Genomic DNA, 25,506 nt, shown 5'->3' with positions numbered 1-25,506 from the left:
TGGACCTCACAGGTGTGGGCGGGTCCGGGGTGGATGCGGCACACCCCGGACCGGGGCCGATCACTGGTAGTTGTCGTTCTCGGCCAGGTTCTTGCCGATGGCGTCGACGGCGGTGTTCAGCGTGTCCTGCACGTTGGCGCCGGCGATGATGTCCTGCGCCGCCTTGTCGAAGGTCTTGGCGATGAACGGGTAGGCGGGTGTCGGCGGGCGGATGAGCGCGTACTTGCGGGCGAGCTCGATGTAGGTGTGCTCCTTGGTGCCTTCCTTGAACTTCTTGCCCAGCGCCTGCGCGGCGGCGGAGGCGGGCAGGTTGCCGAGTTGCTCGCTGAACGCCGACAGGTACTTGTCCTGCAGCCCGAAGCTGATCCAGCCGTTGATCGCTTCAGGGGTCTGGCAGGTCGCCGACATCCCCCACTGCCACGAACCGGCGCCGATGTAGGGCTGCTTGCCCAGGTTGGGCGGCGGCAGGATGAGGATGTCGTCGCCGAACTTCTTCACCGCGTCGCCCACGGCCCAGGAGCCGTTCCACTGCATCGCGACCTTGCCCTGCAGGAAGGCTGTTCGGTCTTCGGACTCCTTGGGGTTGGCCAGCTTGTTCTTGAACAGGCCCTGGAACCACTCGCCCCACTTGACCGCCTGGGGACCGTTCAGCACACCCTCGGCGGTGGAGAAGCCGCTGCGGTTGATGAGGTCGCCGCCGAAGGACTGCAGGAACGGGGAGTAGGCGTAGGGGGACCACTCACCGGTCCAGCCGCTGCCGACGTCCAGGGGGTAGTCGTACTTGCCCGACGCCTTGAGCTTGGTGAGGGCGGCGTCGAACTCCTCCATGGTCCACGGCTGGTCGACGGTCGGGATCCGGATGTCGTTGCCGGCGAGGATCGACTTGCGCGTCACGATGCCGAGGGCGGCGTCGTAGAAGCCGACCGAGTACAGCTTGTCCTTGTAGACGCCCTTGACTCCCGGCAGCAGCGGGTCGGTGAGCTTGGCGTCGACGGTCAGCGGCTGGAGGTAGTCGGCGTACGCCCAGCTCGGCATGATGGGAGCGTCGACGTCGAGCAGGCACGGCAGGCTCTTGGACGCCGCGGCCGACACGATGGCGTCATTGTAGGACTCCTGCGGGAACGCCTGGACGGTGATCTCGTACTTGTCCTGCGAGGCGTTGTAGTCGTCGGTGACCTGCTGGACCAGCTTGAGCTCGACCTCGTTGCCGGCGTTGTGCGTCCACATGGTGACCTTGGTCTTGCCACCCGGCGTGGCCGCGGCGGAACCTGCCGGCCCCGCGCTCGTCCCGCCGCCGCCGCAGGCGGCGAGCGCCAGCGCACCGGCGACGCCCAGGGCGGCCACGGGGAGGTTCCGGGCTAGTATTGACATGATCCCCTCCAAGGGAGGCAACGGCTGCACCGTTGCGTGGGTATTACTCACCTCCGCGCACTGGCCCTGATCCGACCAGTGCGCGGAGCGGCGACCGAATCTCGGACGACGAGGCCGCCATTGATGTGGACCTGGCTGACCCCCAGGTCCTGCGCCGACTCGATGCGCTCGATGAGCCGGCCCACCGCCCACTTGCCCATCTGGCGATGGGGCAGTGCCACGGTGGTCAGTCCAGGGCGGAGCGCTTCCGACACCAGGACCTGGTCGTCGAATCCGACGATCGACATGTCCTGGGGCACACGGATGCCCCGCTCGAAACAGGCCATGTAGACGCCCATGGCCATGCGGTCGGTGAAGGCGGCGACCGCCGTCACCTTCGGGAACTGCTCCAGCAGCCGCAGCATGGCCGCGTAGCCGTCCGCGGCGTCGGCGTGCTCGGCCAGGACGACGCGCCGCGGGTCGTCGTCCCATCCGTGGCGCGCGGCGACGTCGTCGAACGCCTTGGTCCGCAGCCGGGTCGCCGGGTAGGTCGGGGTTTCACAGATCCAGCCGACGTGGTGGTGGCCGGCGCGGGCGAGCTCCTCCAGCACCCCGCTCTCGCCGACGTACTCGTCGGGCACCACCCAGTCGATGTCGCGGTCCGGGCACAGCGCGTCCACGAGAACGGTGGGCGCGGGCAGCTGCGCCGGTAAGACCAGCTCCCGGTGGAAGTAGGAGGCGATCAGGATGCCCGCCACCTGGTGCTCTTGCAGCAGGAGCAGGTTCTCGGCAATGGCGTCCGGGGTGCCGACGTCGTGCGGGGTGCCGACCTCGATGAACAGCAGGTCGTAGTCGTGCTCGCGCGCGGCTGACTGCGCGGCTTCGAGCATCGCTCCGGCGTAGGGCAGAGTGGCCACGCCCAGGCTCAGCAGGCCCAGCAGCGGCGCCGACTGCCGGCGCAGACTGCGGGCGGCGCGGTTGCCGCGGTAGCCTAGCTCCGACGCCGCCGCCCGGACGCGCTCGGCCGTCGCGTCGGCGACCCGGCCTTCGGCCTTGCCGGACAGGACGAGCGACGCGGCCGCGACCGACACCTCGGCGCGGAGGGCGACGTCCTTCAGAGTGGCTGCCATGGCTCCTCATTAATCGATTGACGTTAATCGATTGACGGAACAGTACGACCACGTTTCGGTCACGTCAACACTCGTTACCAGTCCGTGACGGCGACTGCTCCTCCGCCCCGTGTCCGGCTTGCGGACGCCCTCGATGCCGGAGAGAGCGTAGGCGTCAACGGCCTTGTCTCGTACTCTTGCGGCGTGTCAACCGATGAACGTCACCGACCGGCGGCGAGCAGACCGCGCCGGGTCGATGTCGCCCGCCTGGCGGGTGTCTCGCCCGCGACCGTCTCCTTCGTGCTCAACCAGACGACCGGGCAGACGATCAGCGACGAGACCCGGCAGCGCGTCCTGCAAGCGGTCGCCGAGCTCGGCTACCGCCCAAACCGTGCCGCGCAAGGGCTGCGCCAGGGACGCAGCGCGACCATCGGCTTCGTCAATCACGACGCCGACTTCGGCGTGTTCGCCGCCGCTTCGATCAAGGGAGCGCACGAAGCGTGCATGCGCCAGGGGAATCTGCTGCTCCTGGTCAACACCGGCGGCTCGAACCGTCAGGCGGCACAGCTGATCGTCGACCTGCTCGACCGGCAGACCGACGCCCTGATCTTCGCCGCGGTCGGCACAAGGTCGGTGGTGCTCCCGGACGCCGCCCGTCGCGTGCCGACCATCCTGCTGAACTGCTTCGCCCCGCACGACCCCGCCCCGGCGATCCTGCCCGACGAGGTACGCGGCGGGAGGGAGGCCGCCCAGGCGCTGCTCGACCTCGGGCACCGCGACATCGCCTACCTCACCGGTAGCGCCAGCTTGTGGGCCACCAAAGCCCGGCTGCGCGGCTTTCGCGAGGCCCTGCGCGGCGCGGGACTCGATCCGCGCGAGCACGCCGTGCTGTCCGGCAACTACCACGCCGATTCCGGCTACGAGCTGGTGCGGAAACTGCTGCGGCGCGGCCCCCGGCCGACCGCGATCATGTGCGGCAACGACCGGATGGCCGTCGGCGCGCTCCTGGGCCTGCTGGAGGCGGGCATCCGGGTGCCCGAGGACGTGTCGGTGATGGGATATGACGATCAGTTCCAGCTCGCGGCGGAGATCCGCCCGGCCCTGAGCACCGTACGGCTGCCGTACGACGTGATGGGACGGCTGGCGGCCGAGCAACTGGCCGCCGGCGGGTCTGCCGTTCACACCGGCCGCACCCTGGTGCACTGCCCACTTGTGATGCGCGACTCCACAGCGGCGCCGGCCGGCGCGCGTACCAGGGCCTGAGCCGCCCGACGCCGCCGACACACCCGTTCATCCACCGGAAACTTCCTCGTAAGAGCTTCTTGACGCCGGAAACAGGGACGGCTAACTTGCAGGCAACTAACCCGAATTAGTTCCTCGTCGATCACCTGACGCAAGACCCGCCATCGGCGGGCGAGGTCACCTCAGGTGGGCACTGGCGGCTGCCACCGACCGGTCAGCGGCCAAGGAGGGACGCCTGCCGAGACCGAAGCGTCGCCCGTGTGCGTACCAACCGGACGGCACATCCAGCGAGACGGCCCTCATCGGCGCGGAGGGACCGCAGTTCCTCGGCGGCCGCCGGCGAGCGAACGCAACCGCTTCGACACCACGACCCCGACAAACGAGTCCTCCGGAGAAATGGGCATGGGCAGATTAAGAAAGATGTCGCTGCTGGCGTCCGCTTTGGGCCTCACAGCGCTACCCGTCCTGTCACACCCCGCACAAGCAGCGCCGCTGTCGAGCAGTGGCACCCCTGTCAAGGTGTGGCTCACCGACGTCGCCGCCGACAAGTGGGTCGCACACCAGAGCGACGTCTCATTCCAGACGAAGCAAACGACCAACCCGCTGACCATCAAGGTGGACAACAGCGTCAAGTACCAGAAGATTCGCGGCTTCGGGGCGGCGCTGACCGACTCTTCGGCCTGGCTCATCAACAAGCTGCCGACCAGTGGCCGGAACACGTTGATGAAGCAGCTGTTCGATCCCACGAACGGGATCGGCCTCAGCATGGTCCGCCTGCCGATGGGCGCCTCGGACTTCACGGCGACGGGGAACTATTCCTACGACGACATGCCGGCGGGACAGACGGATCCGACGCTGTCCAAGTTCTCCATCCAGCATGATGTGCCGTACATCATTCCGGAGCTCAAGCAGGCTCTCGCGCTCAACCCGTCGATCAAGGTCACGGCTACCCCGTGGAGCCCCCCGGGATGGATGAAGACCTCCGGCTCCATGATCGGAGGCACGCTCAAGGACGAGCACTCTTCCGCGTTCGCCAACTACTTCGTGAAGTTCATCCGAGCCTACGGCAAGGCCGGCGTGCCCATCTCCTACGTCACGCCGCAGAATGAGCCGTTGAACGCTCCCACCTGGCCCGGCATGTCCCTGACGCCTCGCCAGGGCATCAAGCTGGTTCAGCAGATGGGCCAGGCGTTCGCGGCCGACAAGATCTCCACCAAGATCATTGCGTGGGACCACAACTGGGATGTGCCTTCGTATCCCGAGTCGTTCTTCAACGATCCGGCGACCTCGAATTACGCCGCGGGGACCGCATGGCACATCTACAGCGGCAGCCCGATCTACCAGACCCTGACCCACAACGACTATCCGGGCAAGGAGGCCTATCTGTCCGAAGCCACGGGCGGTGACTGGCAGGCCGGCAATCAGGTGGCCTTCCACGACGCACTCGACACGTGGATCATCAACGGCACGCGCAACTGGGCCAATGGCGTGATGTTGTGGAACATCGCACTCGACCCCAGCAAGGGTCCGCTCAACAGCGACACGAACGGTATCGGTATTTGCCGCGGACTGGTCACCATCGATCCGGCGAACGGATCCGTCACCTACAACGCCGACTACTACGCACTCGCTCAGGTCAGCAAGTTCGTGAAGCCCGGCGCCTACCGGATCTCCTCCAACAGCTTCGGGGCAGGAAGCATCGAGAACGCCGCGTTCCAGAATCCCGACGGGTCGAAGGTCCTGGTCGCCTACAACGATGGGAACGCCGCGAAGACCTTCAGTGTCGCCGACGGGACGCAGTCGTTCGACTACACCTTGAACGCCGGCAACGCGGTCACGTTCACGTACTCCGGGCCCACGCAGAGCGGCACCACCCCCGCGGCGACCAATGTCTCCGATCCCACGCACGACTTCACGTTCGGTACGGCCACGTCGTCGCCGGAGGAGTCGCGGCAGCCCTCCACCGGCGGGCGCAACCCGGTGACGGTCACCTACGATCCGGACCTGCTGCCCATACAGAACGCCAACACGACCGGAAACGACCTGCTCACCTACTCCCTTCCGGTCGGAGCCTCCATCAAGCCACCGGGAAAGGCGCTCAGCCGGAGCGAGTGGAGCGTCAAGTCGTCTTCGCATGCGGCGGCAGACACGGCGGCCAACGCTGTCGACGGCGATCTCGGCACACGGTGGCGCACCGGAATTCGGGCGAAGAGCGGCGACTGGTTCCAGGTCGACCTGGGAAGCCCCAAGACCGTCAGCCAGATCGTGCTGGACAACACCGCGGACAAGGCTTTCGACTCCATTGCCAAGTACCAGGTGTATGTCTCCGATGATGGCGTCAACTGGGGTAGCGCGATCGCCAACGGCAGCGGGGACCTCGGAAGAGTGACCATCTCCATGGCACCCCGGAAGGCGCAGTACATTCGCATCGTCAGCAGCGCGGCGTCGTTCTTCTTCCGCTGGTCCATCGGTGAGATCAACGTGTACGGGTCCTCGAGCGCAACCGCTTCGATCCAGGCTCCCACCGCGGTGTCCAACGGCCTCGAACTCCAGAACTGGACCGGCTTGGACGGGGCGCGTGTTGCCGTCGTCTACAACGGAACCCGCAGCCGCCAGAGCTTCCCCGTATCCTCCGACGGCTCGTACACCTACACGCTGCCCAGCGGAACGTCGGCGATGTTCACGACGACGAGCCTGTCAAGCTTCCCGACGCCGGCCTTTGGCACCTTGACGCCGAGTCAGGGCATCCCGGGCCACAAGTTCACGATCAGCGGTTCCCATTTCGGCAAGACACAAGGTCTGGGCACCGTGTACTTCGGATCGGTCCATGCCAAGGTCGACAGCTGGTCGGACACGAGCATCAGCGCTTACGTTCCGGACGGACTTCCCTCCGGAAAATATGCGGTGTCGGTGAACGGAGCCGGCGGACAACCTGCAGGCGGATCTTCGTTCACCGTCAAGGGTCTGGGTGATTCGCTGGCCCGGGATGGCTGGACCGCAACGGCGTCGGACGTGAGCCCGTGGCCCACCGATGTGCTCGGACACCTGCTGGATGGCGACAGCGACTCTCGGTACAGCTCCGGAACCGGTCAGCGCAACGGCATGTGGATTCAAGTGGACATGGGTCAGGCGCAGACCTTCAACAGGGTCGTGCTGGATTCCGGTAGTAGTGCCGGTGACTATGCGCGAAGCGCGGAGGTGTTCGTGTCTTCAGACGGAGCCGGCTGGACGAAGGTCTCTTCCGTGGCGGCGGACGGCCAACAGCTCGAACTGGCATCCTTCCCCACGCAGACAGCCCGCTACATCAAGGTCGTCAATACCGGCAGCTCCGGCAACTGGTGGTCGATCGCAGAACTCAGCGTGTACCACAACTCTGATATGGGTGATCCGCTGGCCCGGGATGGCTGGACCGCAACGGCGTCGGATGAGAGTCCATGGCCCGCCGATGCACTGGCAAACCTGCTGGATGGCGCTACCGGTTCCCGGTACAGCTCTGGGACAGGCCAGTACGACGGCATGTGGATTCAAGTGGACATGGGTCAGGCGCAGACCTTCAACAAGGTCGAGGTGGATTCCGGTAGCAGTACCGATGACTATGCGCGAAGCGCGGAGGTGTACGTGTCTTCAGACGGAGCCGGCTGGACGAAGGTCTCCTCCATCGTGGCGGACGGCCAACAGACCCAACTGGCATCCTTCCCCACGCAGACAGCCCGCTACATCAAGGTCGTCAATACCGGCAGCTCCGGCAACTGGTGGTCGATCGCAGAACTCAACGTGTACAACTAACGAGCTGGTGCCGGTAAAGAGCGGACCGGCGTAGATCACGAAGAGGCCACGTCCATCGGATGATCCCGGGGCCGCAACCGCCCCGGGATGCTGGAGCGCGCCGTGCAAGCCTGTAAGGGTGACCTGCCGATCGCCTTGGCGGTGGCGGCCCACGATGAGGCCGTCACGGCGCGGTTCATACAGAACCTCGGTTCGTCCAGACGGGCCGGAACGGGAAGTCACCAAGCTTGCTAACGCGACTTCTCATTCGCATGCTCGTCAACCCCCGCAGCGCCGAAGCGGGCCAGGTTCACCGGCGTGAACCGGGCCGGCGCCACACCCCGCAGCGCGGACATCATCGTGTCCTTCCAGATCGGACCGGGCAGCGAGGCGCCCTGAACCGCGCCGTAGTAGCGGCCGCCGATGGTGACGGCGGTGAGCTTGTGCCGCTGCGAGCCGCGCGGGTCGCCCACGCTGACCGCCCCGGCCAGGTCGGGGGTGAAGCCGGCGAACCAGGCGCTGGCATACCCGTCGGTGGTCCCGGTCTTGCCGGCCGCCGGCCGGCCGATGCCGCCGACGCCGCGCATCGTGCCGTGGGTGAACACCCCGGACAGGATGTGGGCGGTCGCGTCGGCGATCTGCGGGTCCAGCACCCGCTCGCACCGCGGCCGGTAGGCGGCGCTCTGGCCGTCCGGGCCGGTGACGGCGGTGATGGCCATGGGCGGGCAGTAGGTTCCCCGGGCGGCGATGGCGGCGTAGGCGGTGGCCACGGTCACCGGGTCGCTCTCGTTGACGCCGAGGGTGAACGTCTCGACCTCGCGCAGCCTGGCGCCGTCAGCCCGCTTGATCCCCAGCGACCGGGCGGTCTGGACGGTCGCGCACAGGCCGACGCGCTCCTGCAGGGCCATGAAGAAGGTGTTGACCGAGCCCCACGTGCCGCTGGCGAGCGTCTTGAAACCGGGCGAGCCCTCGTCGTTGGTGACCGTCCAGGACGGGTCGCCGACGTTCTGCCCGGCGCAGTCGGTGAAGGTGGCGTAGCCGGGCGCGGTGTAGCCGGCGCCGGCGGTGATGCCGTCGTCGATCTTCATGCCCCGCTTGAGCGCGGTGATCAGGGTGAACGTCTTGAACGTCGAGCCCGGCTGGAAGCCGATCAGCCCGCCGTGCCCGGTGTCGGCCACCGCGTTGTAGGAGATCTCGCCCCGGCGGGCCGACCCGCCGAACGGGCGGCTGGCCGCCATCGCCTTGATCTTGCCCGTGCCCGGCTCCACCAGCGCCTCGGCGGCCAGCACGCGATCGGCGGCGAAGACGCGCTTGCCGATCGCCGCCTCGGCCGCCCGCTGCGCCGTGGGGTCCAGCGTCGTGCGGACCTTGAGCCCGCCCTGGCTGAAGGCCTGCTCGCGCTGCCGCCGCGTCCTGCCGAAGGCGGGATCGGACAGCAGCTCGTGGCGGACGTACTCGCAGAAGTACGGATAGCGGCTGTCCTGGCAGCCGTTGGCCTGCTTGACGCCCTTGTAGCCGAGCTTGGTGGCCTTGGCGGCCTGCGCCTGCGCCCGGGTGATGCGGCCCAGCCGCTCCATCCGGTCGAGCACCACATTGCGCCGGCGCAGCAGCAGCTCGCGCGCCGTGGCCCCGCGGTCGGGCGCGGTCGCGTTGGGGTCCTGCACGGCCCCGGCCAGGGTGGCGGCCTGCGCCAGGTTCAGGCGGGCGGCCGGTACGCCGAAGAAGCGCCTGGCCGCCGCCTCCACGCCGTTGGCCCCGGCACCGAAGTAGGCGATGTTCAGGTATTTCTCCAGGATCTGGTCCTTGGTGTACTTCCGCTCGACGGCCATGGCGTGGCGCAGTTCCCTCAGCTTGCGCGCGTAGCTGGCGTCCAGGGCCGCGTTCTTGTCCTTGTCGGTGCCGGCGGCGTTCAGCAGGACCTGCTTGACGTACTGCTGCGTGATCGACGAGCCGCCCTGGCTGATGCCGCCCGAGGTCAGGTTCTTGACCAGGGCGCGGGCCGTGCCTTCGACGTCGATGGCGCCGTGCTGGTAGAAGCGGTCGTCCTCGATCGCGACGATGGCCGTCCTCATCACCGCCGCGATGCGCTCCAGCGGCACGACCTTGCGGTCTTGGGCGTAGAACTGGGCGATCTCGTTGCCCTCGGCGTCGTACACCGTGCTCTTCTGCGCCAGCGGCGGCTCGGTGAGCTCCCGCGGCCGCAGGTTCAGCGCCTCGGCCGAGGCGACGAGCGCCGCCCCCGACCCGCCCACGGCGGGCAGCGCGAGCGCCGCCGCCACCACCCCGGCGGCGGTGGCGGCCACGGACAACCGGGCCATGCTGGAGATGCGGGCGAAAGGCCGCGAGCTGGACATGGCGGCCATGACAGCACAGCCGCCCTCATGACGTCCAAGACCGATATGGGCCGCCCGCTGATATCGCCTCCGATATCAGGCCAGGTCAGCCCGCTTCACCAGGTGACCCACACGTCCTGCAGCCCGCCGGACAGCAGCCCCGTACGCAGCCGCAGATCACCCGGCGCGTCCCGCAGCCCCAGCCCCGGCAGCCGCCGCACCAGCGTGCCCAGCACGACCTGAAGCTCCATCCGCGCCAGCGGCTGGCCGAGGCAGAAGTGCGGCCCCGCGCCGAAGGCCAGGTGCTGGCCGGCGTTGTCGCGGCGCGCGTCGAACCGGTCGGGATCGGGGAACTTGCGCGGATCCCGGTTGGCCGCCGGCCGGCACGGGATCAGCGTCGTGCCCGCGCTGACCGCCACCCCGTCGAAGTCGACCTCCTCGGTGGCCACCCGGGGCATCCCGATCACGCTGAGCGTGCTGTCCAGCCGCAGCACCTCCTCCACCGTGCCCGCGATCAGGTCCGGATCCTCGACCACGGCCGCGTACCGCTCAGGCTCGGCCAGCAGCATCGCCACCATGATCGCGATCATGTTCGAGGTGGTCTCGTGCCCGGCCAGCAGCAGCGCCTGCACGGTCGCGATCAGCTCCTCGTGACTGAGCCGGCCGTCCTGGCTGTCGGAGATCTGCGTCAGCTCGCTGAGCATGTCATCGCCCGGCGCCGCACGCTTGTCCTCCACCAGCTTCGAGACATACGCCCCGAACTCCTCATACGCCCGCTCCACCTCGGCCTGCTCATAGCGGGTCAAGGTCAGCATGACCTGAGACCAGTAGGCGAACTTGTCCTGATCCTCACTCGGCGCCCCCACCAGCGCGCAGATGACCCGCACGGGCAGCGGCAGCCCCAGCTCACGCGAGAGGTTGGCCGGGGAGGAGCCGGCCAGCATGCCGTCCACCAGCTCATCGGCCATCCGCTGCACCCGGGGCCGCCACGCCTCGATCTTGCGGATGGTGAACGACGGACTGAGCAGCCGCCGCCACCGCCGGTGCCCCTCACCCGCGATCGACATCGCGCTGGCCCTGCGGCGGGCGAAGATCCCGCCGTCGGCCGTGGTGGACACCCGCGCGGCACCTTCCCCGCCGCGGCTGAAGCGCGGGTCGGTCAGCAGCAGCCGCACGTCGTCGTAGCGGGTCATCAGGCCGGCCGTGTCGCCGCTGGGCAGCTGTACGTGCGCCACGGGACACCGCGCTTGCAACTGCGCCCACTCCTCGGGCGGCTGCAGAGCCTCGGCCCGGTCGAAGGGGTAACGGGAGACGGATTCGGCGGTCATGACGGGTGCCCTCCTGCTTGGCTGACGGGACACCAAGATTCTAAGGCAGCGGCCTTAAACCTCGGGCGGTCAGACCAGCGCCAGTTGCGGGAACCTCGGCTCCCGCTCCGGCGGCTCCGGCGGCCCGGGCCGCATGCCGTACACCCGGCACAACTGCCCGATCTGCCCCGTGATCCGCTCCTCATAGCCGGCCGCGGGCAGCCCCGCCCGGTCATACAGCTCCTCATAGCGCTCCACCAGATGCGGATGCGCCTCACCCAGCCACGCCAGATACCACTGCCGCGTCCCCGGCGGCAGCCGCAACACCACCGGCTCCACCGCGCCGGCCCCCGCGGCCGCGATCCGGCGTACCGTCGCCGCCAGCTGATCGGCCCCGTCACTCAGCAGCGGCAGCACCGGAGCCATCAGCACCCGGCACGACACCCCCGCCTCCACCAGCGCCGACACCAGCTCCAGCCGTGCCTGCGCGCCGAGCGCGCCCGGCTCGACCGCCCGCCGGATCCGCTCGTCGACGAACGCGATCGAGATCGCCACCTGCGCCCCCGCCCGCGCCAGCAGCGCCGCGTCACGCAGCACCAGCGGGCTCTTGGTGTAGACGGTGAACGGCACCGCCGCCGCACCGAGCGCCTCCACGATGCCCGGCATCAACCGGTATGTCGCCTCCGCCTGCTGGTAACAGTCGCCCCCGACCCCGACCGCCAGCGCCTCACCACCCCAGCGGCCCAGCTCGGCCCGCAACCGCGACACCGCGTTGGCCTTCACCACGATCCGCGTGTCGAAATCACGCCCCGCGTCCAGCCCCAGCCGGCGATGACCCGCGCGGGCGCCGCAGCCACGGCAGGCATGGGCGCAGCCACGGTAGGGGGAGACGGCCCACCGCTGGGCGATGCCCGCGGTCTGCGGCACCCGCTCGATCATCGTGCGGGCCTGCGTCTCGTAGAAGCCGTCACGCAGCACCGCCCGCCGCTCGATCACCGGGCGGTCGTCTGCGGCGTCCACCAACGAAAGCGCGTCCCAACCCACACCCCACAGTGGAACACGTATTCGACTCCCTTTTCAAGCGCTTCCCCACACCGGGGGAGCGGCCCCCTAGGCTGGGCAGCCAGACGTACCACCACATCGGGGGAGGGCTTCACCATGGCCTGGCTGCTGCTCGCGTTCGCCATCGCGGCCGAGGTCATCGCGACCACCGCGCTCAAACTCAGCAACGGCCTGAGCCACCTCGGCTGGGGCGCCGTCGTGGCCATCGGCTACCTGCTCTCCTTCGTCCTGCTGGCCCGCGCCCTGAAGATGCAGCTCGAAGTCGGTACCGCCTACGCCGTCTGGTCCGGCGCCGGCACCGCCGCCATCGCCCTCATCGGCGCCGCCTTCCTGGGCGAGACCCTCACCCCCCTCAAGATCGGCGGCATCGTGCTCATCATCGGCGGCGTCATCGTCCTCAACCTCGCCGGCGCCCACTGACCGCCGCTTCTGACCGCCGCTTCTACGGCGCGAGCGGTCATAGCCGTGTGGCCGTGCGGATCAGCCCGGCCAGGGCGAGGGAGCGGCTGTGCGCGGGCCAGGCGATGTAGGTGACGACGGGAGGTGCGTCGGTCAGGGGGACAGCGGTGTGCTCGGCCCACAGCCAGGCGCGGGCGGAGTCGGGGATGACGGCCACGGTGCGTCCGAGGGCGATCAGCTGGGCCAGCTGCGTCTGGTCGTGGACCTCGGGGCCCAGGCCGGGCGGGTAGGTGCCGTGGCGGGGCCAGCGGGCGAGCGGAAGATCGGGGATGTCGCTGACGTCGGCCAGGGACAACGTCTTGCGCGCGGCGAGGGGGTGCTTGGCGGGCAGGATGGCGACCTGCCCCTCGGTCAGGAGTTCCTCGCTGTCGAACCCGGCGAGGGAGTTGAACGGCTTGTGCATGAGCGCCACATCAGCGCGGCCATCGCGCAGCAGCCCTTCCTGCTCGCAAATGCCGCACGGCAGCACCTCGATCTCGGCGGCATCGGGCTCGGCCGCGTAGGCGTCGAGAAGCTTCTGCAGCAGCTCGTGCGACGCGCCGGCTTTCGCTGCCAGCACCAGGCGATCGCGGGGGCCACCCGGACTGTCAGCGCCACCGGCGCGACGGGTACGGCGAACGGCAGCGGTGCTCGCGTCGAGGGCTGCGCGGCCCTCGTGCAGCAGCACCTGTCCGGCGCCGGTCAGGCAGACACCGCGGCGGTTACGTTCCAGCAGGGAGACGCCGAGGCGCCGCTCAAGCTGCTGGATCGCCCGCGACAGCGGTGGCTGGGCCATGCCGAGGCGCTCGGCGGCGCGGCCGAAGTGCAGTTCCTCGGCGACGGCGATGAAATACCTCAGCTCGCGGGTCTCCACGGTGTCCACGGGCCACACCGTACCGCAGTGATACCTGCCAGGTATGACAGGGCACTGTATCGGTGTTGGCCGCGCCGCTCGTCCGCGAGCGAACATCAACGGCATGAGCGAAACGAAGATCGCGCTGGTGACCGGCGCGAACAAGGGGATCGGGTACGAGATCGCGGCCGGGCTGGGCGCCCTCGGGTACCGCGTGGGCGTGGGAGCCCGGGATGAGGCCCGGCGCGAGAGCGCCGTCGAGAAGCTGCGCGCGGCCGGGGTGGAGGCGTTCGGGGTGCCGCTGGAGGTGACCGGCGACCAGAGCGTCACCGACGCCGCGGCACTGATCGGCCGGCAGGCCGGGCGCCTGGACGTCCTGGTGAACAACGCCGGCATCTCAGGACAGATGGGGCCGGGCTGGGCGCAGGACCCGACCACGCTCGACCTCAGCGTGGTCCGCGCGGTCGTGGAGACCAACGTCATCGGTGTCATCCGGGTGACCAACGCGATGCTGCCGCTGCTGCGGCGCTCGGCCTCGCCACGGATCGTCAACGTCTCCAGTGCCGTGGCCTCCCTGACCCGGCAGGCGGACCCGGGCATCGAGATCGGCCCCATCATGGCGGCCTACGCGCCGTCGAAGTCGTTCCTCAACGCCGTCACCGTGCACTACGCCCGGCAGTTCGCCGGTACGAACATCCTGATCAACGCCGCCTGCCCGGGCCTGGTCGCGACCGACTTCACCGGCTTCCACGGGCCCCGCACCCCTGAGCAGGGCGCGGCCACGGCGATCCGGCTCGCCACACTGCCCGACGGCGGCCCGAGCGGTTCGTTCTTCGACGACGACGGCGTCATCCCCTGGTGACCCCGGACCTGTTTCACCTCATCGAGCAGGCGCCTCATGGGGAAGGGTGTTGTGCGCGGCTCGGCGCAGGAGCCGCTCCAGGCTGGTGAGGGCGGCGTCGGTGTCGGTGCCCGCCCGCCGGGCGATGGCGATGTCCACCAGCGGCGCGGGCGGCAGGTCCTCGGACGGGCGCGCCGCCGCCGCGGGAAGGTTGTCCGCGAGCAGCGACCCGAGCCCGATGCCGGCGGAGATCGCCGACTGGACGACCGGCAGGCTGGTGCTCTGGAAGACGATGCGCCATCGGCGGCCGTGGCGGCCGAGCGTGTCCAGCACCGGCTGGCGCCACTGACACGGTGGCGAGAACATCACCAGCGGCAGCGGATCAGCGGTGACGTCGAAGCCCGGCGCGCAGGCCCAGGAGAGCGGAACCTGCCGCTGCCAGCGCACGGCCGCCTCCGGCATCACGGTGGGGTCGCCGAAGACCAGGTCCAGCCGGCCCTTGTCGGCCAGGCGGCGCAGCGTGGCCGCCGAGCTGACGGTCACCTCCAGCTCGACGTGGGGATGCAGGGCGGCGAAGTCGGCCAGGGTGCCGGGCAAGGTGGTGATCGCCAGGTCTTCCAGCAGGCCGATCGTGCGCCGGCCGGCCGAGGCGGTGCTGCCGCCGGTGACCATCGACTGTGCCTCGTCGTGCAGGGCCAGCATCCGTTCGGCGTACGCGAGCAGGACCTCGCCCGCCGTGGTGAGCTTGACCCCGCTCGTGTCCCTGATCAGCAGGCGCTCTCCGGCCGCCTGCTCCAGCCGCTGGATCCGCTGGCTCACCGCGGGCTGGCTCAGTCGCAGGGCGGCGGCGGCCCTGGTGATGCTTCCGGCTCGTACGGTCGCGGAGAAGGAACGGAGATCAGCCGTCTGAAAATCCCTGGACATAACCGTCCATTATGGAGGACATTGAAATATTGCGGTTCCCTATGGGCCAGGGCAGTCCTTACTGTCGTGACGTGCTCACTTACCACCACGTCGACGTTTTCGCCGACCGTCCCTACACCGGCAACAGCCTGGCGGTCTTCGTGGATCCGCCACCGCTGGACGCGCGGCAGATGCTCGCCATCACCCAGGAACTGCGTCACTTCGAAACGGTCTTCGTCTGGGGCGGCCGGCGGATCAGGATCTTCGACCTGTTCGAGGAACTGCCGTTCGCCGGTCATCCGGTTCTCGGTGCCGCCGCCGTCCTGCACGAGCTGTCCGGCCAGGCCGAGTGGGCCTTCGAGCTCGCGGCCGGGACCGTCCGCGTGACCACCTCCGGGCGTACCGCGGTGATGGACCAGCAAGGCGCGAGGTTCGTCCGCGACGCGGTCCCGGCCGAAGGCGTCGCCGCCGCCCTCGGCCTGGCGCCCGGCGACCTCGATGGAAGGTTGCCGCTCCAGGTGGTCTCCACCGGCCTGCCGTACCTGATCGTGCCCGTCGCCGGCGACGCCCTGGCCCGCGCCCGCATTTCCCGGCCGGACTTCGACCTCTTCCTTCAGCAGCGCGCGGCCCAGTTCGCCTACCTGCTGGACGCCGACCGCCTGGAAGGCAGGCACTGGAACAACGACGGCGTCATCGAGGACGTGGCCACCGCCAGCGCGGCCGGCTGCATCGGCGCGTACCTGCTGCGCAACGGCCGCGTCGCGGCAGGCCAGGAGTTCGCTCTGGCGCAGGGGCGTTTCGTCGGCAGGCCGAGCCGCATCCTGGTGACGCCGCATGAGGACCGCGTCACCGTCGGCGGCACCGTCGCGATGGTCGGCACCGGCACGCTGCGAGAGCTGCCGTGAAAGTCTTCGACGCCCCCGCCCTGCGGCGCGCCGTCGGCTTCGCCGACCTCATCGAACCGGTGGCGCAGATCTTCGCCGAGTTCAGCCAGGGCCGCGGCCAGGCGCCGATCCAGATCCTGCGGCCCGCCGGAGACCAGGGCGACGCGCACGTCAAGTCCGCGTGCATGCCGGGCCGATCCATCTTCACCGTCAAGGTGGCCACCTGGTTCGCCGCCGCCCAGCCGCCGACCGGCGGCTTCATCGCCGCGCTGGATGCCCGCACCGGCGCGCCCCTGGCCCTCCTGCGAGACGAGCACCACCTCACCGATGTGCGGACCGCCGCGGCCGGAGCCGTGGCGGCCCGTGCGCTGGCCCGGCCGGACGCCGCGGTGCTGACCGTCGCGGGAACCGGGGCGCAGGCCTACCTGCAGGCGCTCGCGACGTGCGCCGTGCTCCCCATCGAGCAGGTGATCGTCTGGGGGCGGCGGGAGTCGGCGGCGACGGCCGTGTGCGCCGCGCTCGCCGCCCGGCTCCCTGACCGGCTCGTGCGTGCCGCGAGCGACGCGAAGCAGGCGGTGCGCCAGGCCGACGTGATCGTGACCGCGACGAGCAGTACGACACCGATCCTCGCCGGACAGTGGCTGCGGCCCGGCCAGCACGTCACCGCCGTGGGGGCGGACGACCCGGCCAAGGCCGAGCTGGACGCGGCCTGCTTCCACCGGGCCGACCTGGTGGTGGCCGACAGCCGGCAGGCCGCGCGGCAGTTCGCGGGCGACCTGCGGGCCGCGGGCGCCGACGTCGACGCCGAGCTGGGCGAGCTCCTGCTCGGCCGCCATCCAGGGCGAGCCGACCGGTCCCAGATCACGATCGCCAAGCTGGTCGGGCTCGGCATCCAGGACCTCGTCGCCGCCGAGACCGCGCTGCGCCTGCTGGAACACGGCCCGCCCGAACGGCCCGCGCCCGCATCGGCACACGACCTCGCGTGATCGTCCGCGCAGCCGTGCCGTCGCGGGCCCGGCATCTACATCCGGGTGCGCGCGTACGCCTGCAGGGCGTCGCGGACGAACCTCGCCCCCGCGGCGTCGTCGTACATGCCGGCGAAGCGGGGGTCGTCGACGTACATGTCGCCCAGGCCTTTCACCATCTCGATCGAGCACTCCCGCTCGCCCTCGGCCGTGGGGGTACCCGGGATCTGGCTCAGCCACTGGACATGCCGGGCAGCCAGTGACTGGGCGCGTTCCGATGTCGGAGCGGCCCCGGCCTGCACCGCGGCGACCCATGCGGCGACGAGGTCCTCGGCGGCGCGCTTCCAGGCCCGCTGCTGGTCAAGAGTCTTGCCGTGCCACCAGTCGTTGCTCACCTGGAACGCGCGCTCGCCCCAGCGTGACACCACCTCGTCCTTGTAATGGTCGTTGAACCCCGCCAACATGACGTCCATCCGTGGTTCCGCCCCCGCCTGCAGGGCTTCGAGCGTGTGACGCACGGACCGGATCTGCCGTTCGATGCGGTCGCGTTCCGCTTCCAGCGCGGCGATGTGGGCGCGGAGCCCGTCGCCCGCCTCCACCTCCTCGGCCAGGACCTCGGCGATGGCCGGCAAGCCCATGCCGAGCCCGCGCATGAGCAGGATCCGCTGGAGCCGGGCGACCGCGGTGGCGTCGTAGAAGCGGTAGCCGTTCTCACCGACCCGGGACGGCGCCAGGAGCCCGACGCGGTCGTAGTGACGCAGGGTGCGGCTGGTGATGCCGGCCCTCGCCGCGAGTTCCTGGATCGTCCACTCCATCCCTCCAGTGTCACCCGCGGCCGAGCGTGGTCGCGATGATCTGCGCACTGTCGGCGTGCAGGGCCTGCGCCGCCGTCTGCCCGGTCGCCGCCAGGTAGGTGCCGACCAGCCGGTTGCCCGCGGCGTACCCGGCGCCCATCGGCAGTCCCACCGGAGTGACACCGAGGTGCTCGGCGCCGGGGTCGCCGTGCGCCCAGGCGGTGAAGTTCTGCATGCCTGTCACGTCGAGCCCGGTGAGCACCTTGGCGAAAACCTCGTCGTCGTGCAGGTGCGGAACACCGATACGGGCGGGACCGAGCTCGTCGCCGTAGAGCTGGCGGGCGAAGGCGTCGGCCAGGCCCTCGCCGACGATGTGCTCGCCGACCGTGACGGTCATCGGGTCCCACACCACCCCGCCCGGGGCCCACCGCAGGTTGTGGTGGAGTTCGTGCACGGCGGTGGCCTCCAGCCGCTCCACGTTCTCGGGGAAGGGCCAGAACGTGATGGCGATGTGGCCCGAGATGCCGCCGAACCCGGTCAATCCTAGGCAGGGCCCCATGAAGTGCTGGTCAGCCGGATCGCCGAGGACGAACAGCACGGTGATGTCCGGGGCCTGCAGCCCCGGCGTCGCCTCCACCAGTACGGCGAGAGCGTTGTCGAGGGCGCGTCGCATCCGCTCCCAGGCTCCGGCCGCCGCCAAGGTCTCGAGCGCGTCGAGGCAACGCTCCTCGTCGCGGTCGATGGGGAACCCGGACGCTTGGAGGTGCAGAGCCACCAGGTCGACCTCGCCGGGGTAGTAGCGGTACATGCCCCTGTTGGCCTCCAGCATCGAACGCAGCAGGCCAACGCGGTCCGCGACCGGGGCCAGCAGGATCCGCCTCATAGCGGAGTAGGTGTCAAGAACAGTGATCGACATGGCCCCGAGACTAGAAGTTGACGCAGCGTCAAGGTCAAACCAGCGCGGTCGTGTCCGGGTTCCGCAAGCTCCTGCCGTCTGGCCGATCGTAGGAGGCTTCGACGTGCCAGTACCCGGCTCAGAGCTTGCACCGGGCCCCTTCCTTGGGGGACCTGAGGGCGATGAGGTAAGCGGCCACAGCCTCGTTGACGCAGGCGTTGCCGGCCAGGAGGGCGCCGTGCCGCTCGCCCTCGACGGTGAGCAGGCTGCCGCCCAGCGCCTTGGCCAGGTTGATGCCGCCCTCGTACGGAGTGATGGGGTCGCCCGTGACCGAGACCGTCAGCGTGCCGGCCAGGCCCCTGACACCGGTGGCGTACGGGTAGCCGAGCGTCGGCTTGACGGGCCACCGCTCGCAGCCGTCGCGTGCCTGCTTGATCGGACGATCGGGGTCGGTGAACGGCGCCGCCTTGAACCACGCCCGGTTCAGCGCGCTCTCCTGCTTCGGCGTGTGGCGCTCCTCGTCCAGGCAGTTGATCGCCAGCGAGGCCTCCAGCGAGCCGGGGTAGACGCCGTCGGCGGTCCGCCCGTGTGTTGCAGATCAAGCGGTTGCGCGATCTCGGGGTGCCGCTGTCCCAGGTCGCGGCGTTGGGACGGGCCGACGAGGAGCCGGACGACGAGGCGATCCGTCTGCTCGACGCCGAGCTGGCGGCGACGATAGAGCGCCTCACTCGGGTGCGTGCGGAGCTGGCCGTCATCTTGCGTCATCGCGCACCGATACATGTGCCGCCCGAATTCGCCCCCGTCGTTCAAGGCCTCTCCGACACGAACCAGTCCTTGCTCATGGTCTACTCGACGGTTTTCAGCGAGCAGGGCATGGCGGAATTCCGTCAGATCATCTCCGAGCGCGACGACACCGATGACGAGTTCGACACCCTTCGCCCGGACGCCGACGACGCCACGACCGAGCGGCTCGCCGAGCGCATTCTGCCCCTGGTCCGCAGGATGCGGGCAGAGCACCCGTGGTCGAACGACCCGGCGGCGGATTCGCCACGAGGAGCGGAACTGGCCGGGAACGTGATGGGACACGCGGTGGCGGAGTTCTACAACCCCGCGCAGCTACGCGCCCTTCAACACCTGAACGCCCTCCTCCAACAGGCGACGGACCCGAACGACGACACGCTCTGACCCGGCGCCGTCCACGACTCGCGCAACCAACCCGCCCGGCCGGTCCCGATGCCGCCGAGGCGTTCACGCGTGATGAAAAGGAGCCTGACATGTTCAAGAACTGGCGCAGACAGCGGGATGACAGCCGCAGCCGCCAAACCCACAAGCGCCATTCCGGCAGCTTTGCCGGGTCGCGGCGGTCAGCCGGGGTCTCGGGACTGATCGATAAGCGATTCGGCCAGACGGCGGACGCTGGCACGTAGTTCGTCCGGGAATGTGATCGTGAAGGGGAAGCCCAAGCCGGCGAGCATGGTGGCGGCGCCGTCGAGGGATTCGGCGCGCATGCTCAGCAGCGTCCCGTCCGGCGCGGCGGTGAGCTCCGCGACGGAAGACGGGATACGCCGAGCCGCCTCGGCGAGCGGAACATGCAGGATGACCTCGACGGTATGGGAGTAAGGCACCCGGGCCAGCGAGGAGATGACCTGCCCGACCGGGTCGGAGCCCTCAGGGATGTCATAGGTCGCCACGCCCGGGGTGACCGAAGCGATCCGGTCGACGCGGAACGTACGACTCTCGCCAGAACGATGATCATGACCGGTGACGTACCAGCGTCCGGAGTGGAAGACCAGACCATGGCCGTCCAGATCACGCTCGGTCTCCTCACCCTTCCACGAGCGGTAACGGAGCGTGACGCGACGGCGGTCGCGGATCGCGGCGGCCAGCGTCAGCACAGCCCGACCCGCCGGAGCCACGCCGGCACGCTCGGCGAGGGTGAAGTCGAGCGTCTCCTCCAACGCCGCGACCCCATCCCGCAGCCGCACCGGCAGCACCCGAAGAACCTTGGCCAAGGCGGCCTCGGCCGCCCCGGCCACCAGACCCAGGCGACGCGCGGCCCGCAACCCGAGGACAGCGGCCGTCGCCTCGTCATCGGTCAGCATCAAAGGCGGAAGCCGATAGCCGGGCATCAGCCGGTAACCGCCGTACCTGCCGCGCTCGGCGACGACCGGAATCCCGAGATCGGCCAGCCGCGCCGCGTACCGCCGGACGGTCCGCTCATCCACACCGAGCCGGCCGGCCAGGTCACGACCACCGATCCGGTGATGAGCCTGGAGCAATTCGAGCATCGCCAGCACACGCGTCGTCGGCTGTGACACAGATCTCTCTCTTTATCCGGACGGGTCCTGTCCGGTATCGAGCCTAGCGTGTAGCCATCGCACGAACGGAAGGACCATGACCATGGCGAACTACGTACTGATCCCCGGTTTCTGGCTCGGAGCCTGGGCATGGGAGCAGGTGGCACAGCAACTACGCGAAGCCGGGCACGAAGTACGGCCCGTCACCCTGACCGGCCTGGCCGAGCGAGCAGGCGAACTGTCACCCGAGATCGGCATCGAAACCCACATCGCCGACATCCTCGCGGCAATGGACGGCCTCGACGACGTCATCCTCGTCGGCCACAGCGGAGCCAACGTCCCCGTGACCGCGGTCGCCGACCGGCACCCCGAACGGCTCCGCCGCATCGTCTACATCGACACCGCACCCCTGCCCTCCGGCATGGCCGTGATCGACTTCAACGACCCGGACACCCAGAAGGCCTGGCGCACCCAGGTCGGCGACGGGTACGCCCTCGACGTGCCGCACTTCGAGCAAGGCGACGGACAGTTCGCCGGCCTGACCGATGAGCACCTGGCGCTGATCCGGGCCAAGGCCACCCCGCAACCCTGGGGCGCGGCAATCCAGTCCATCCCGCGGCCGGAACAGATCCCCCCAACCCCCAAGACCATGATCACTTCCACGATGCCTCTCGCGGTCATCCGCCAGCTGATCGACTCCGGCAACCCGCTGTTCGCCCCGATCGCGTCCCCCGAATGGACCTTCACCGAACTCCCCACCGGCCACTGGCCGATGCTCTCCCGCCCAGCAGACCTCGCCGCCCTGCTCTGATGCCCAGGCGGCGGCCGGTACACAGCTGAATCTCCCCGTACGGGGTCACGCCGGTCGTTGCGGGGCCTGTGCAGTCCCTCACACATGGGTGACGGCGATCCGGAACGCCGTCACCCGGTCGTCGGGACGTGACGCGGACGGCTGGATGGCAGTGACCACGTGGCTGGTGCTCGCCGGCTCGACAGCACATCGTCCCGCCGCAGCCGGCACACCGCGTACCGCAACGACGCGGCACCCGGCCCGCACACGCACCCTCCTCGATCACATGTCCCCACCATGCCCAGAGCCCGGCACAATCGGTTGCGTGTGGATCGCGATGCTGGGACCGCTGCAAGTCCAGGCCGACGACGGCAGCCCCGTAGCGGTGACCGGCGCCCGCCTGCGGACCCTCCTGACCGTCCTGGCGCTCGAGCCGGACCGCGTCATCCCCATGACCCGCCTGATCGACGGCATCTGGGGCCGGCGCCCACCGGCAGGAGCCGTCAACGCCGTACAGGCACTCGTCTCACGCCTGCGCCGCACACTCCCGCACGCCCGCATCGAACCCCATCCGGCCGGCTACCGGCTGGCACTCAACCCCGAGGCGGTGGACGTGACCCGCTTCGAACGCCTCGCCGCGGCCGGACACTCCGCCCTGGCCCACGACCCCGCCACAGCCGCCCGCACCCTGCGCCAAGCCCTGAACCTGTGGCGCGGCCCAGCCCTGCTGGACGTGGCCGACACCGACTTCTTCCAGGCATCACGCACCCACCTGTCACACCTACGGCTCACCGCCACCGAAGACCGCGTCGAAGCCGATCTCCACCTGGGCCGCGCCGGCGAACTGACCACCGAACTGAGCGCGCTGACCGCCGAACACCCCCTGCGCGAACGCCTGGCAGCCGCCCTGATGCGGGCACTGTGCGCGACCGGACGCCCCGCCGAGGCACTGACAGCCTACGAACGCACCCGGCACGCACTCGCCGAAACTCTCGGCGCCGACCCATCACCACAACTGTCCGCCCTGCACACCGCGATCCTCCGCGGACAGCTCAACACCACCACCCCAACCCGAAAGCGCGACACCGGCGCGACGCCACCCACGAACCTGCGCACCCCACTGACCAGCTTCGTCGGCCGCGACCACGACATCACCCAGATCAGCGACCTGATCGGCCGCCACCGGCTCACCACCCTCATCGGCCCCGGCGGATCAGGAAAGACCCGGCTGGCCACCGAGACCGCCCGCACCCTGCACCACCAGATGACCGACGGCGTCTGGCTGGCCGACCTCGCCCCGATCAGCGACGACACCGACCTGCCGCAGACGATACTGACCGCGCTGGGCATCCACGGCCACACCTCGGCGGGCGAGCCGATCGACCGGCTCACAGCCGCCCTCCGCACCCGCGACACACTCCTCGTACTCGACAACTGCGAACACCTCATAGGCCCGGCCGCCACCCTGGCCGACCAACTCCTCGGCACCTGCCCCCACCTGCGCATCCTGGCCACCAGCCGAGAACCACTCGCCATCACCGGCGAAGCCCTCTGGCCGGTCGAACCCCTCACCCTGCCCCCCGAGAACGCCGACCTCACCACGGCCATGTCCTGCGCCGCCGTCCAACTCCTCACCGACCGGGCCGGCACCGCCCGCCCCGGCTTCGCCCTCACCGAAGACACCACCTCAGACGTGGTACGCATCTGCCGCGCACTGGACGGCATACCCCTGGCCATCGAACTGGCCGCCGCCCGGCTCCGCACCATGACCCCCCACCACCTGGCCGGCCAACTCCACGACCGCTTCCACCTCCTGACCGGCGGCAGCCGCACCGCACCACCCCGCCACCAGACCCTGCGAGCCGTGATCGACTGGAGCTGGAACCTCCTGTCCGAACAGGAACGCGCACTGCTGCGCCGCCTCACCACATTCGCCGGCGGCGCCACGCTCGAGGCGGCCGAACACGTATGCGCCGACCACCCCACCACAACAAGCGACCACGCGGCAGCACCACCCACCACCACCATCCCCGCCGACCACGTGCTCGACCTGCTCACCGCACTGACCGACAAATCCCTCCTGCTGCCCCCCGACGACACCACACCGCACTACCGGATGCTGGAGACCATCAAGGCCTACAGCCGCCAACGCCTCGACGAAGCCGGCGAACACGACCGCATCCGCCACGCCCACGCCACCTACTTCGCCCAACTCGCCGAAACCGCCGACCCGCACCTGCGCCGCGCCGGACAACTACGCTGGCTCCACCGGCTCGCCGCCGACCACGACAACCTCAACGCCGCCACCCGCGCCGCCATCGCCGCCGGCGACGCACAGACCGCCCTGCGCCTGGTCGCGGCGACCGGCTGGTACTGGTGGCTGCACTGGGCCCTCAGCGGCCACAAGGCCGAAGGCGCCCACCTGGCCGCCCAAGCACTGGCCCTGCCCGGCCCGGTCGACGACACCGTACGAGCCACCGCCTGCGCGATCGCCGCCCAGTTCGAGTTCAACGGCTTCGGCGACGAACACCGAGCCAACGACTGGATCGCCACCGCACAACACCTCACCGAAAACACCCAGCACCCCCACCCCGTGGTACGCCTCATCGGACCCCTCGAACGGATGCTGGCCAACGCCCGCGCCTCCACCGACCCACCGGCCGAGGCCAAAGAGCTGTTCACCGACGAAGACCCCTGGGTACGCGCGATGGCCCGCCTCAACCGCGCCCTCACCCTGATCAACGTTGGCCGCCCGCACACCGAGGCGCACCACGACCTCCAGGCCGCCCTGACCGAGTTCCGCGCCATCGGCGAGCGATGGGGCATCACCTCCTCCCTGACCGCACTGGCCGGCCTGGCCGCCTGGCGCGGCGACCTGAGCACCGCGATCACCTGCTACGAACAGGCCATCGCCGTCATCACCGAAGCCGTCGACAGCCAGGACGCATGGCTGATGCGCCTCAGACTGGCCCAGCTGCGCTGGCTGCACGGCGACACCGAAGGCAGCGCCGCCGCCATCGCCGACGTCGAACGCGACACCGAGCGCATCGCCCTGCCCGACACACTGGTCGCGATGGCCTACCTCAAAGCCGACCTCGCCCGCTGGAACGGCGACCCCGCCACGGCCCGCACCCACCTGGCCCGCGCCGAAACACTCGCGCAGCACATCACGCTCAACTGGTCCTTCCGCGCGATGCTCCTGGACTCGCACGCATACCTGGACGTCCTGGACGGCGACCTGGACACCGCCCGCACCCACCACGCCGACGCCCTGGCCTGGGCCCTGCGCTCCATGAACGCCGCCACCATCAGCCAAACCCTCCTCGGCATCGCGAACCTCGCCCTGCACCAAGGCCACCCCCGCCAGGCCACCCGCCTCCTGGCGGCCGGCGACGCGATACGCGGCACACCCGACCTGTCCCACCCCGACGCCCGCCGCATCGAAGCAGCCACCCGAGCCGCCCTCGACGACCACGAACACGCCGAGGCCACCCAGCACGGCCGACAGGCGACCATCGCCACCGTCGACGAACTCGCCGCCCCCACCCTCGCCCCCTGAACACCGACCGGCCGGCACGACCGACCGGCAACGCGACCGACCAGACTCAACCGGCCAACCGGCCAACCGGCCCGACCGGTCCGCCGCGCGTACGCAACGCGACCGCGAACCAACCGATC

Annotated in this window: 21 protein-coding genes; 10 read left to right on the top strand and 11 right to left on the bottom strand. The window is 69.7% G+C overall.

What is annotated here, in order from left to right:
* Window positions 1-60: 60 nt before the first annotated feature.
* Complete coding sequence (locus tag KME78_RS11155; protein WP_219528753.1) at window positions 61-1,371, bottom strand: ABC transporter substrate-binding protein; 1,311 nt, start codon at window positions 1,369-1,371, stop codon at window positions 61-63.
* 47 nt (window positions 1,372-1,418) lie between these two features.
* The gene (locus KME78_RS11150; protein ID WP_219528752.1) at window positions 1,419-2,480 is read right to left on the bottom strand and encodes a LacI family DNA-binding transcriptional regulator; all 1,062 of its coding nucleotides are present in this window, start codon (window positions 2,478-2,480) and stop codon (window positions 1,419-1,421) included.
* Window positions 2,481-2,663: 183 nt separating this feature from the next.
* Here KME78_RS11150 and KME78_RS11145 point away from each other — a divergent pair, with 183 nt between their 5' ends.
* Together KME78_RS11145 and KME78_RS11140 are read left to right on the top strand one after the other, a co-directional pair.
* Window positions 2,664-3,722, top strand: coding sequence for a LacI family DNA-binding transcriptional regulator (locus KME78_RS11145; protein ID WP_219528751.1), 1,059 nt, complete (start codon window positions 2,664-2,666; stop codon window positions 3,720-3,722).
* 399 nt (window positions 3,723-4,121) lie between these two features.
* On the top strand, window positions 4,122-7,487 hold the full coding sequence (locus tag KME78_RS11140) for a discoidin domain-containing protein (protein WP_219528750.1): 3,366 nt from the start codon (window positions 4,122-4,124) through the stop codon (window positions 7,485-7,487).
* A 230-nt stretch (window positions 7,488-7,717) separates the two neighbouring features.
* Here the strand turns inward: KME78_RS11140 and KME78_RS11135 are convergent, their stop codons facing one another.
* The 3 genes from KME78_RS11135 to KME78_RS11125 form a co-directional block, all read right to left on the bottom strand.
* Window positions 7,718-9,820 carry a transglycosylase domain-containing protein gene (locus KME78_RS11135; RefSeq protein ID WP_219528749.1) on the bottom strand — a complete coding sequence of 701 codons (2,103 nt, stop codon included), beginning with the start codon at window positions 9,818-9,820 and terminating at the stop codon, window positions 7,718-7,720.
* Window positions 9,821-9,915: 95 nt separating this feature from the next.
* Window positions 9,916-11,127: a cytochrome P450 gene (locus tag KME78_RS11130; RefSeq protein WP_219528748.1), complete on the bottom strand. Its 1,212-nt coding sequence runs from the start codon at window positions 11,125-11,127 to the stop codon at window positions 9,916-9,918.
* Between the two features lie 69 nt (window positions 11,128-11,196).
* Window positions 11,197-12,126 carry a radical SAM protein gene (locus tag KME78_RS11125; protein ID WP_246650914.1) on the bottom strand — a complete coding sequence of 310 codons (930 nt, stop codon included), beginning with the start codon at window positions 12,124-12,126 and terminating at the stop codon, window positions 11,197-11,199.
* 138 nt (window positions 12,127-12,264) lie between these two features.
* Here KME78_RS11125 and KME78_RS11120 point away from each other — a divergent pair, with 138 nt between their 5' ends.
* Window positions 12,265-12,588, top strand: a complete 324-nt coding sequence (locus KME78_RS11120; RefSeq protein ID WP_219528747.1) for a DMT family transporter — start codon at window positions 12,265-12,267, stop codon at window positions 12,586-12,588.
* A 37-nt stretch (window positions 12,589-12,625) separates the two neighbouring features.
* On the opposite strand, the gene KME78_RS11115 is transcribed toward KME78_RS11120, so the two are convergent.
* Complete coding sequence (locus tag KME78_RS11115; RefSeq protein WP_308126896.1) at window positions 12,626-13,489, bottom strand: LysR family transcriptional regulator; 864 nt, start codon at window positions 13,487-13,489, stop codon at window positions 12,626-12,628.
* 94 nt (window positions 13,490-13,583) lie between these two features.
* On the opposite strand from KME78_RS11115, the gene KME78_RS11110 reads away from it, so the two are divergent.
* On the top strand, window positions 13,584-14,321 hold the full coding sequence (locus KME78_RS11110) for an SDR family oxidoreductase (RefSeq protein WP_219528745.1): 738 nt from the start codon (window positions 13,584-13,586) through the stop codon (window positions 14,319-14,321).
* A gap of 18 nt (window positions 14,322-14,339) precedes the next feature.
* Here the strand turns inward: KME78_RS11110 and KME78_RS11105 are convergent, their stop codons facing one another.
* Complete coding sequence (locus tag KME78_RS11105) at window positions 14,340-15,224, bottom strand: LysR family transcriptional regulator (protein WP_219528744.1); 885 nt, start codon at window positions 15,222-15,224, stop codon at window positions 14,340-14,342.
* A 71-nt stretch (window positions 15,225-15,295) separates the two neighbouring features.
* Between KME78_RS11105 and KME78_RS11100 the strand changes: the two genes are divergently transcribed.
* Together KME78_RS11100 and KME78_RS11095 are read left to right on the top strand one after the other, a co-directional pair.
* Window positions 15,296-16,108 carry a PhzF family phenazine biosynthesis protein gene (locus KME78_RS11100; protein WP_219528743.1) on the top strand — a complete coding sequence of 271 codons (813 nt, stop codon included), beginning with the start codon at window positions 15,296-15,298 and terminating at the stop codon, window positions 16,106-16,108.
* Window positions 16,105-17,073, top strand: coding sequence for an ornithine cyclodeaminase family protein (locus KME78_RS11095; RefSeq protein ID WP_219528742.1), 969 nt, complete (start codon window positions 16,105-16,107; stop codon window positions 17,071-17,073). The genes KME78_RS11100 and KME78_RS11095 overlap by 4 nt, the downstream gene beginning before the upstream one ends.
* A 35-nt stretch (window positions 17,074-17,108) precedes the next feature.
* On the opposite strand, the gene KME78_RS11090 is transcribed toward KME78_RS11095, so the two are convergent.
* The 3 genes from KME78_RS11090 to KME78_RS67895 form a co-directional block, all read right to left on the bottom strand.
* The gene (locus KME78_RS11090) at window positions 17,109-17,867 is read right to left on the bottom strand and encodes a MerR family transcriptional regulator (RefSeq protein ID WP_219528741.1); all 759 of its coding nucleotides are present in this window, start codon (window positions 17,865-17,867) and stop codon (window positions 17,109-17,111) included.
* Between the two features lie 10 nt (window positions 17,868-17,877).
* The gene (locus tag KME78_RS11085; protein ID WP_219528740.1) at window positions 17,878-18,762 is read right to left on the bottom strand and encodes a DUF2268 domain-containing putative Zn-dependent protease; all 885 of its coding nucleotides are present in this window, start codon (window positions 18,760-18,762) and stop codon (window positions 17,878-17,880) included.
* Between the two features lie 118 nt (window positions 18,763-18,880).
* Window positions 18,881-19,177, bottom strand: a complete 297-nt coding sequence (locus KME78_RS67895) for an alpha/beta hydrolase (protein ID WP_372454904.1) — start codon at window positions 19,175-19,177, stop codon at window positions 18,881-18,883.
* Between KME78_RS67895 and KME78_RS66055 the strand changes: the two genes are divergently transcribed.
* Both KME78_RS66055 and KME78_RS11075 read left to right on the top strand, forming a co-directional pair.
* A complete protein-coding gene (locus tag KME78_RS66055; RefSeq protein ID WP_281428691.1) occupies window positions 19,173-19,307 on the top strand; it encodes a hypothetical protein in 135 nt (44 codons plus the stop codon). The genes KME78_RS67895 and KME78_RS66055 overlap by 5 nt on opposite strands.
* 25 nt (window positions 19,308-19,332) lie before the next feature.
* Window positions 19,333-19,926: a MerR family transcriptional regulator gene (locus tag KME78_RS11075; protein ID WP_219528739.1), complete on the top strand. Its 594-nt coding sequence runs from the start codon at window positions 19,333-19,335 to the stop codon at window positions 19,924-19,926.
* A gap of 179 nt (window positions 19,927-20,105) precedes the next feature.
* On the opposite strand, the gene KME78_RS11070 is transcribed toward KME78_RS11075, so the two are convergent.
* Window positions 20,106-21,059 (bottom strand): helix-turn-helix transcriptional regulator, encoded by a 954-nt coding sequence (locus KME78_RS11070; RefSeq protein WP_308126895.1) that lies wholly within the window; start codon window positions 21,057-21,059, stop codon window positions 20,106-20,108.
* Between the two features lie 82 nt (window positions 21,060-21,141).
* Here KME78_RS11070 and KME78_RS11065 point away from each other — a divergent pair, with 82 nt between their 5' ends.
* Together KME78_RS11065 and KME78_RS11060 are read left to right on the top strand one after the other, a co-directional pair.
* Window positions 21,142-21,849: an alpha/beta fold hydrolase gene (locus tag KME78_RS11065; protein WP_219528738.1), complete on the top strand. Its 708-nt coding sequence runs from the start codon at window positions 21,142-21,144 to the stop codon at window positions 21,847-21,849.
* Window positions 21,850-22,153: 304 nt separating this feature from the next.
* Window positions 22,154-25,387 (top strand): AfsR/SARP family transcriptional regulator, encoded by a 3,234-nt coding sequence (locus tag KME78_RS11060; protein WP_308126894.1) that lies wholly within the window; start codon window positions 22,154-22,156, stop codon window positions 25,385-25,387.
* The last annotated feature ends 119 nt before the right edge of the window (window positions 25,388-25,506 follow it).

The organism is Nonomuraea guangzhouensis (assembly GCF_019396345.1).
GTDB lineage: Bacteria > Actinomycetota > Actinomycetes > Streptosporangiales > Streptosporangiaceae > Nonomuraea > Nonomuraea guangzhouensis.
The sequence above is the reverse complement of the archived record's forward strand: the minus strand, read 5'-3'. Positions and strand labels throughout refer to the sequence as shown.

What these genes read in the sequence shown, in the direction of transcription:
- KME78_RS11155 (WP_219528753.1), bottom strand. Translation starts at nt 1,371, where the DNA reads ATGTCAATACTAGCCCGGAACCTCCCCGTGGCCGCCCTGGGCGTCGCC.
- KME78_RS11150 (WP_219528752.1), bottom strand. Translation starts at nt 2,480, where the DNA reads ATGGCAGCCACTCTGAAGGACGTCGCCCTCCGCGCCGAGGTGTCGGTC.
- KME78_RS11140 (WP_219528750.1), top strand. Translation starts at nt 4,122, where the DNA reads ATGTCGCTGCTGGCGTCCGCTTTGGGCCTCACAGCGCTACCCGTCCTG.
- KME78_RS11135 (WP_219528749.1), bottom strand. Translation starts at nt 9,820, where the DNA reads ATGTCCAGCTCGCGGCCTTTCGCCCGCATCTCCAGCATGGCCCGGTTG.
- KME78_RS11130 (WP_219528748.1), bottom strand. Translation starts at nt 11,127, where the DNA reads ATGACCGCCGAATCCGTCTCCCGTTACCCCTTCGACCGGGCCGAGGCT.
- KME78_RS11120 (WP_219528747.1), top strand. Translation starts at nt 12,265, where the DNA reads ATGGCCTGGCTGCTGCTCGCGTTCGCCATCGCGGCCGAGGTCATCGCG.
- KME78_RS11110 (WP_219528745.1), top strand. Translation starts at nt 13,584, where the DNA reads ATGAGCGAAACGAAGATCGCGCTGGTGACCGGCGCGAACAAGGGGATC.
- KME78_RS11105 (WP_219528744.1), bottom strand. Translation starts at nt 15,224, where the DNA reads ATGTCCAGGGATTTTCAGACGGCTGATCTCCGTTCCTTCTCCGCGACC.
- KME78_RS11090 (WP_219528741.1), bottom strand. Translation starts at nt 17,867, where the DNA reads ATGGAGTGGACGATCCAGGAACTCGCGGCGAGGGCCGGCATCACCAGC.
- KME78_RS11085 (WP_219528740.1), bottom strand. Translation starts at nt 18,762, where the DNA reads ATGTCGATCACTGTTCTTGACACCTACTCCGCTATGAGGCGGATCCTG.
- KME78_RS11065 (WP_219528738.1), top strand. Translation starts at nt 21,142, where the DNA reads ATGGCGAACTACGTACTGATCCCCGGTTTCTGGCTCGGAGCCTGGGCA.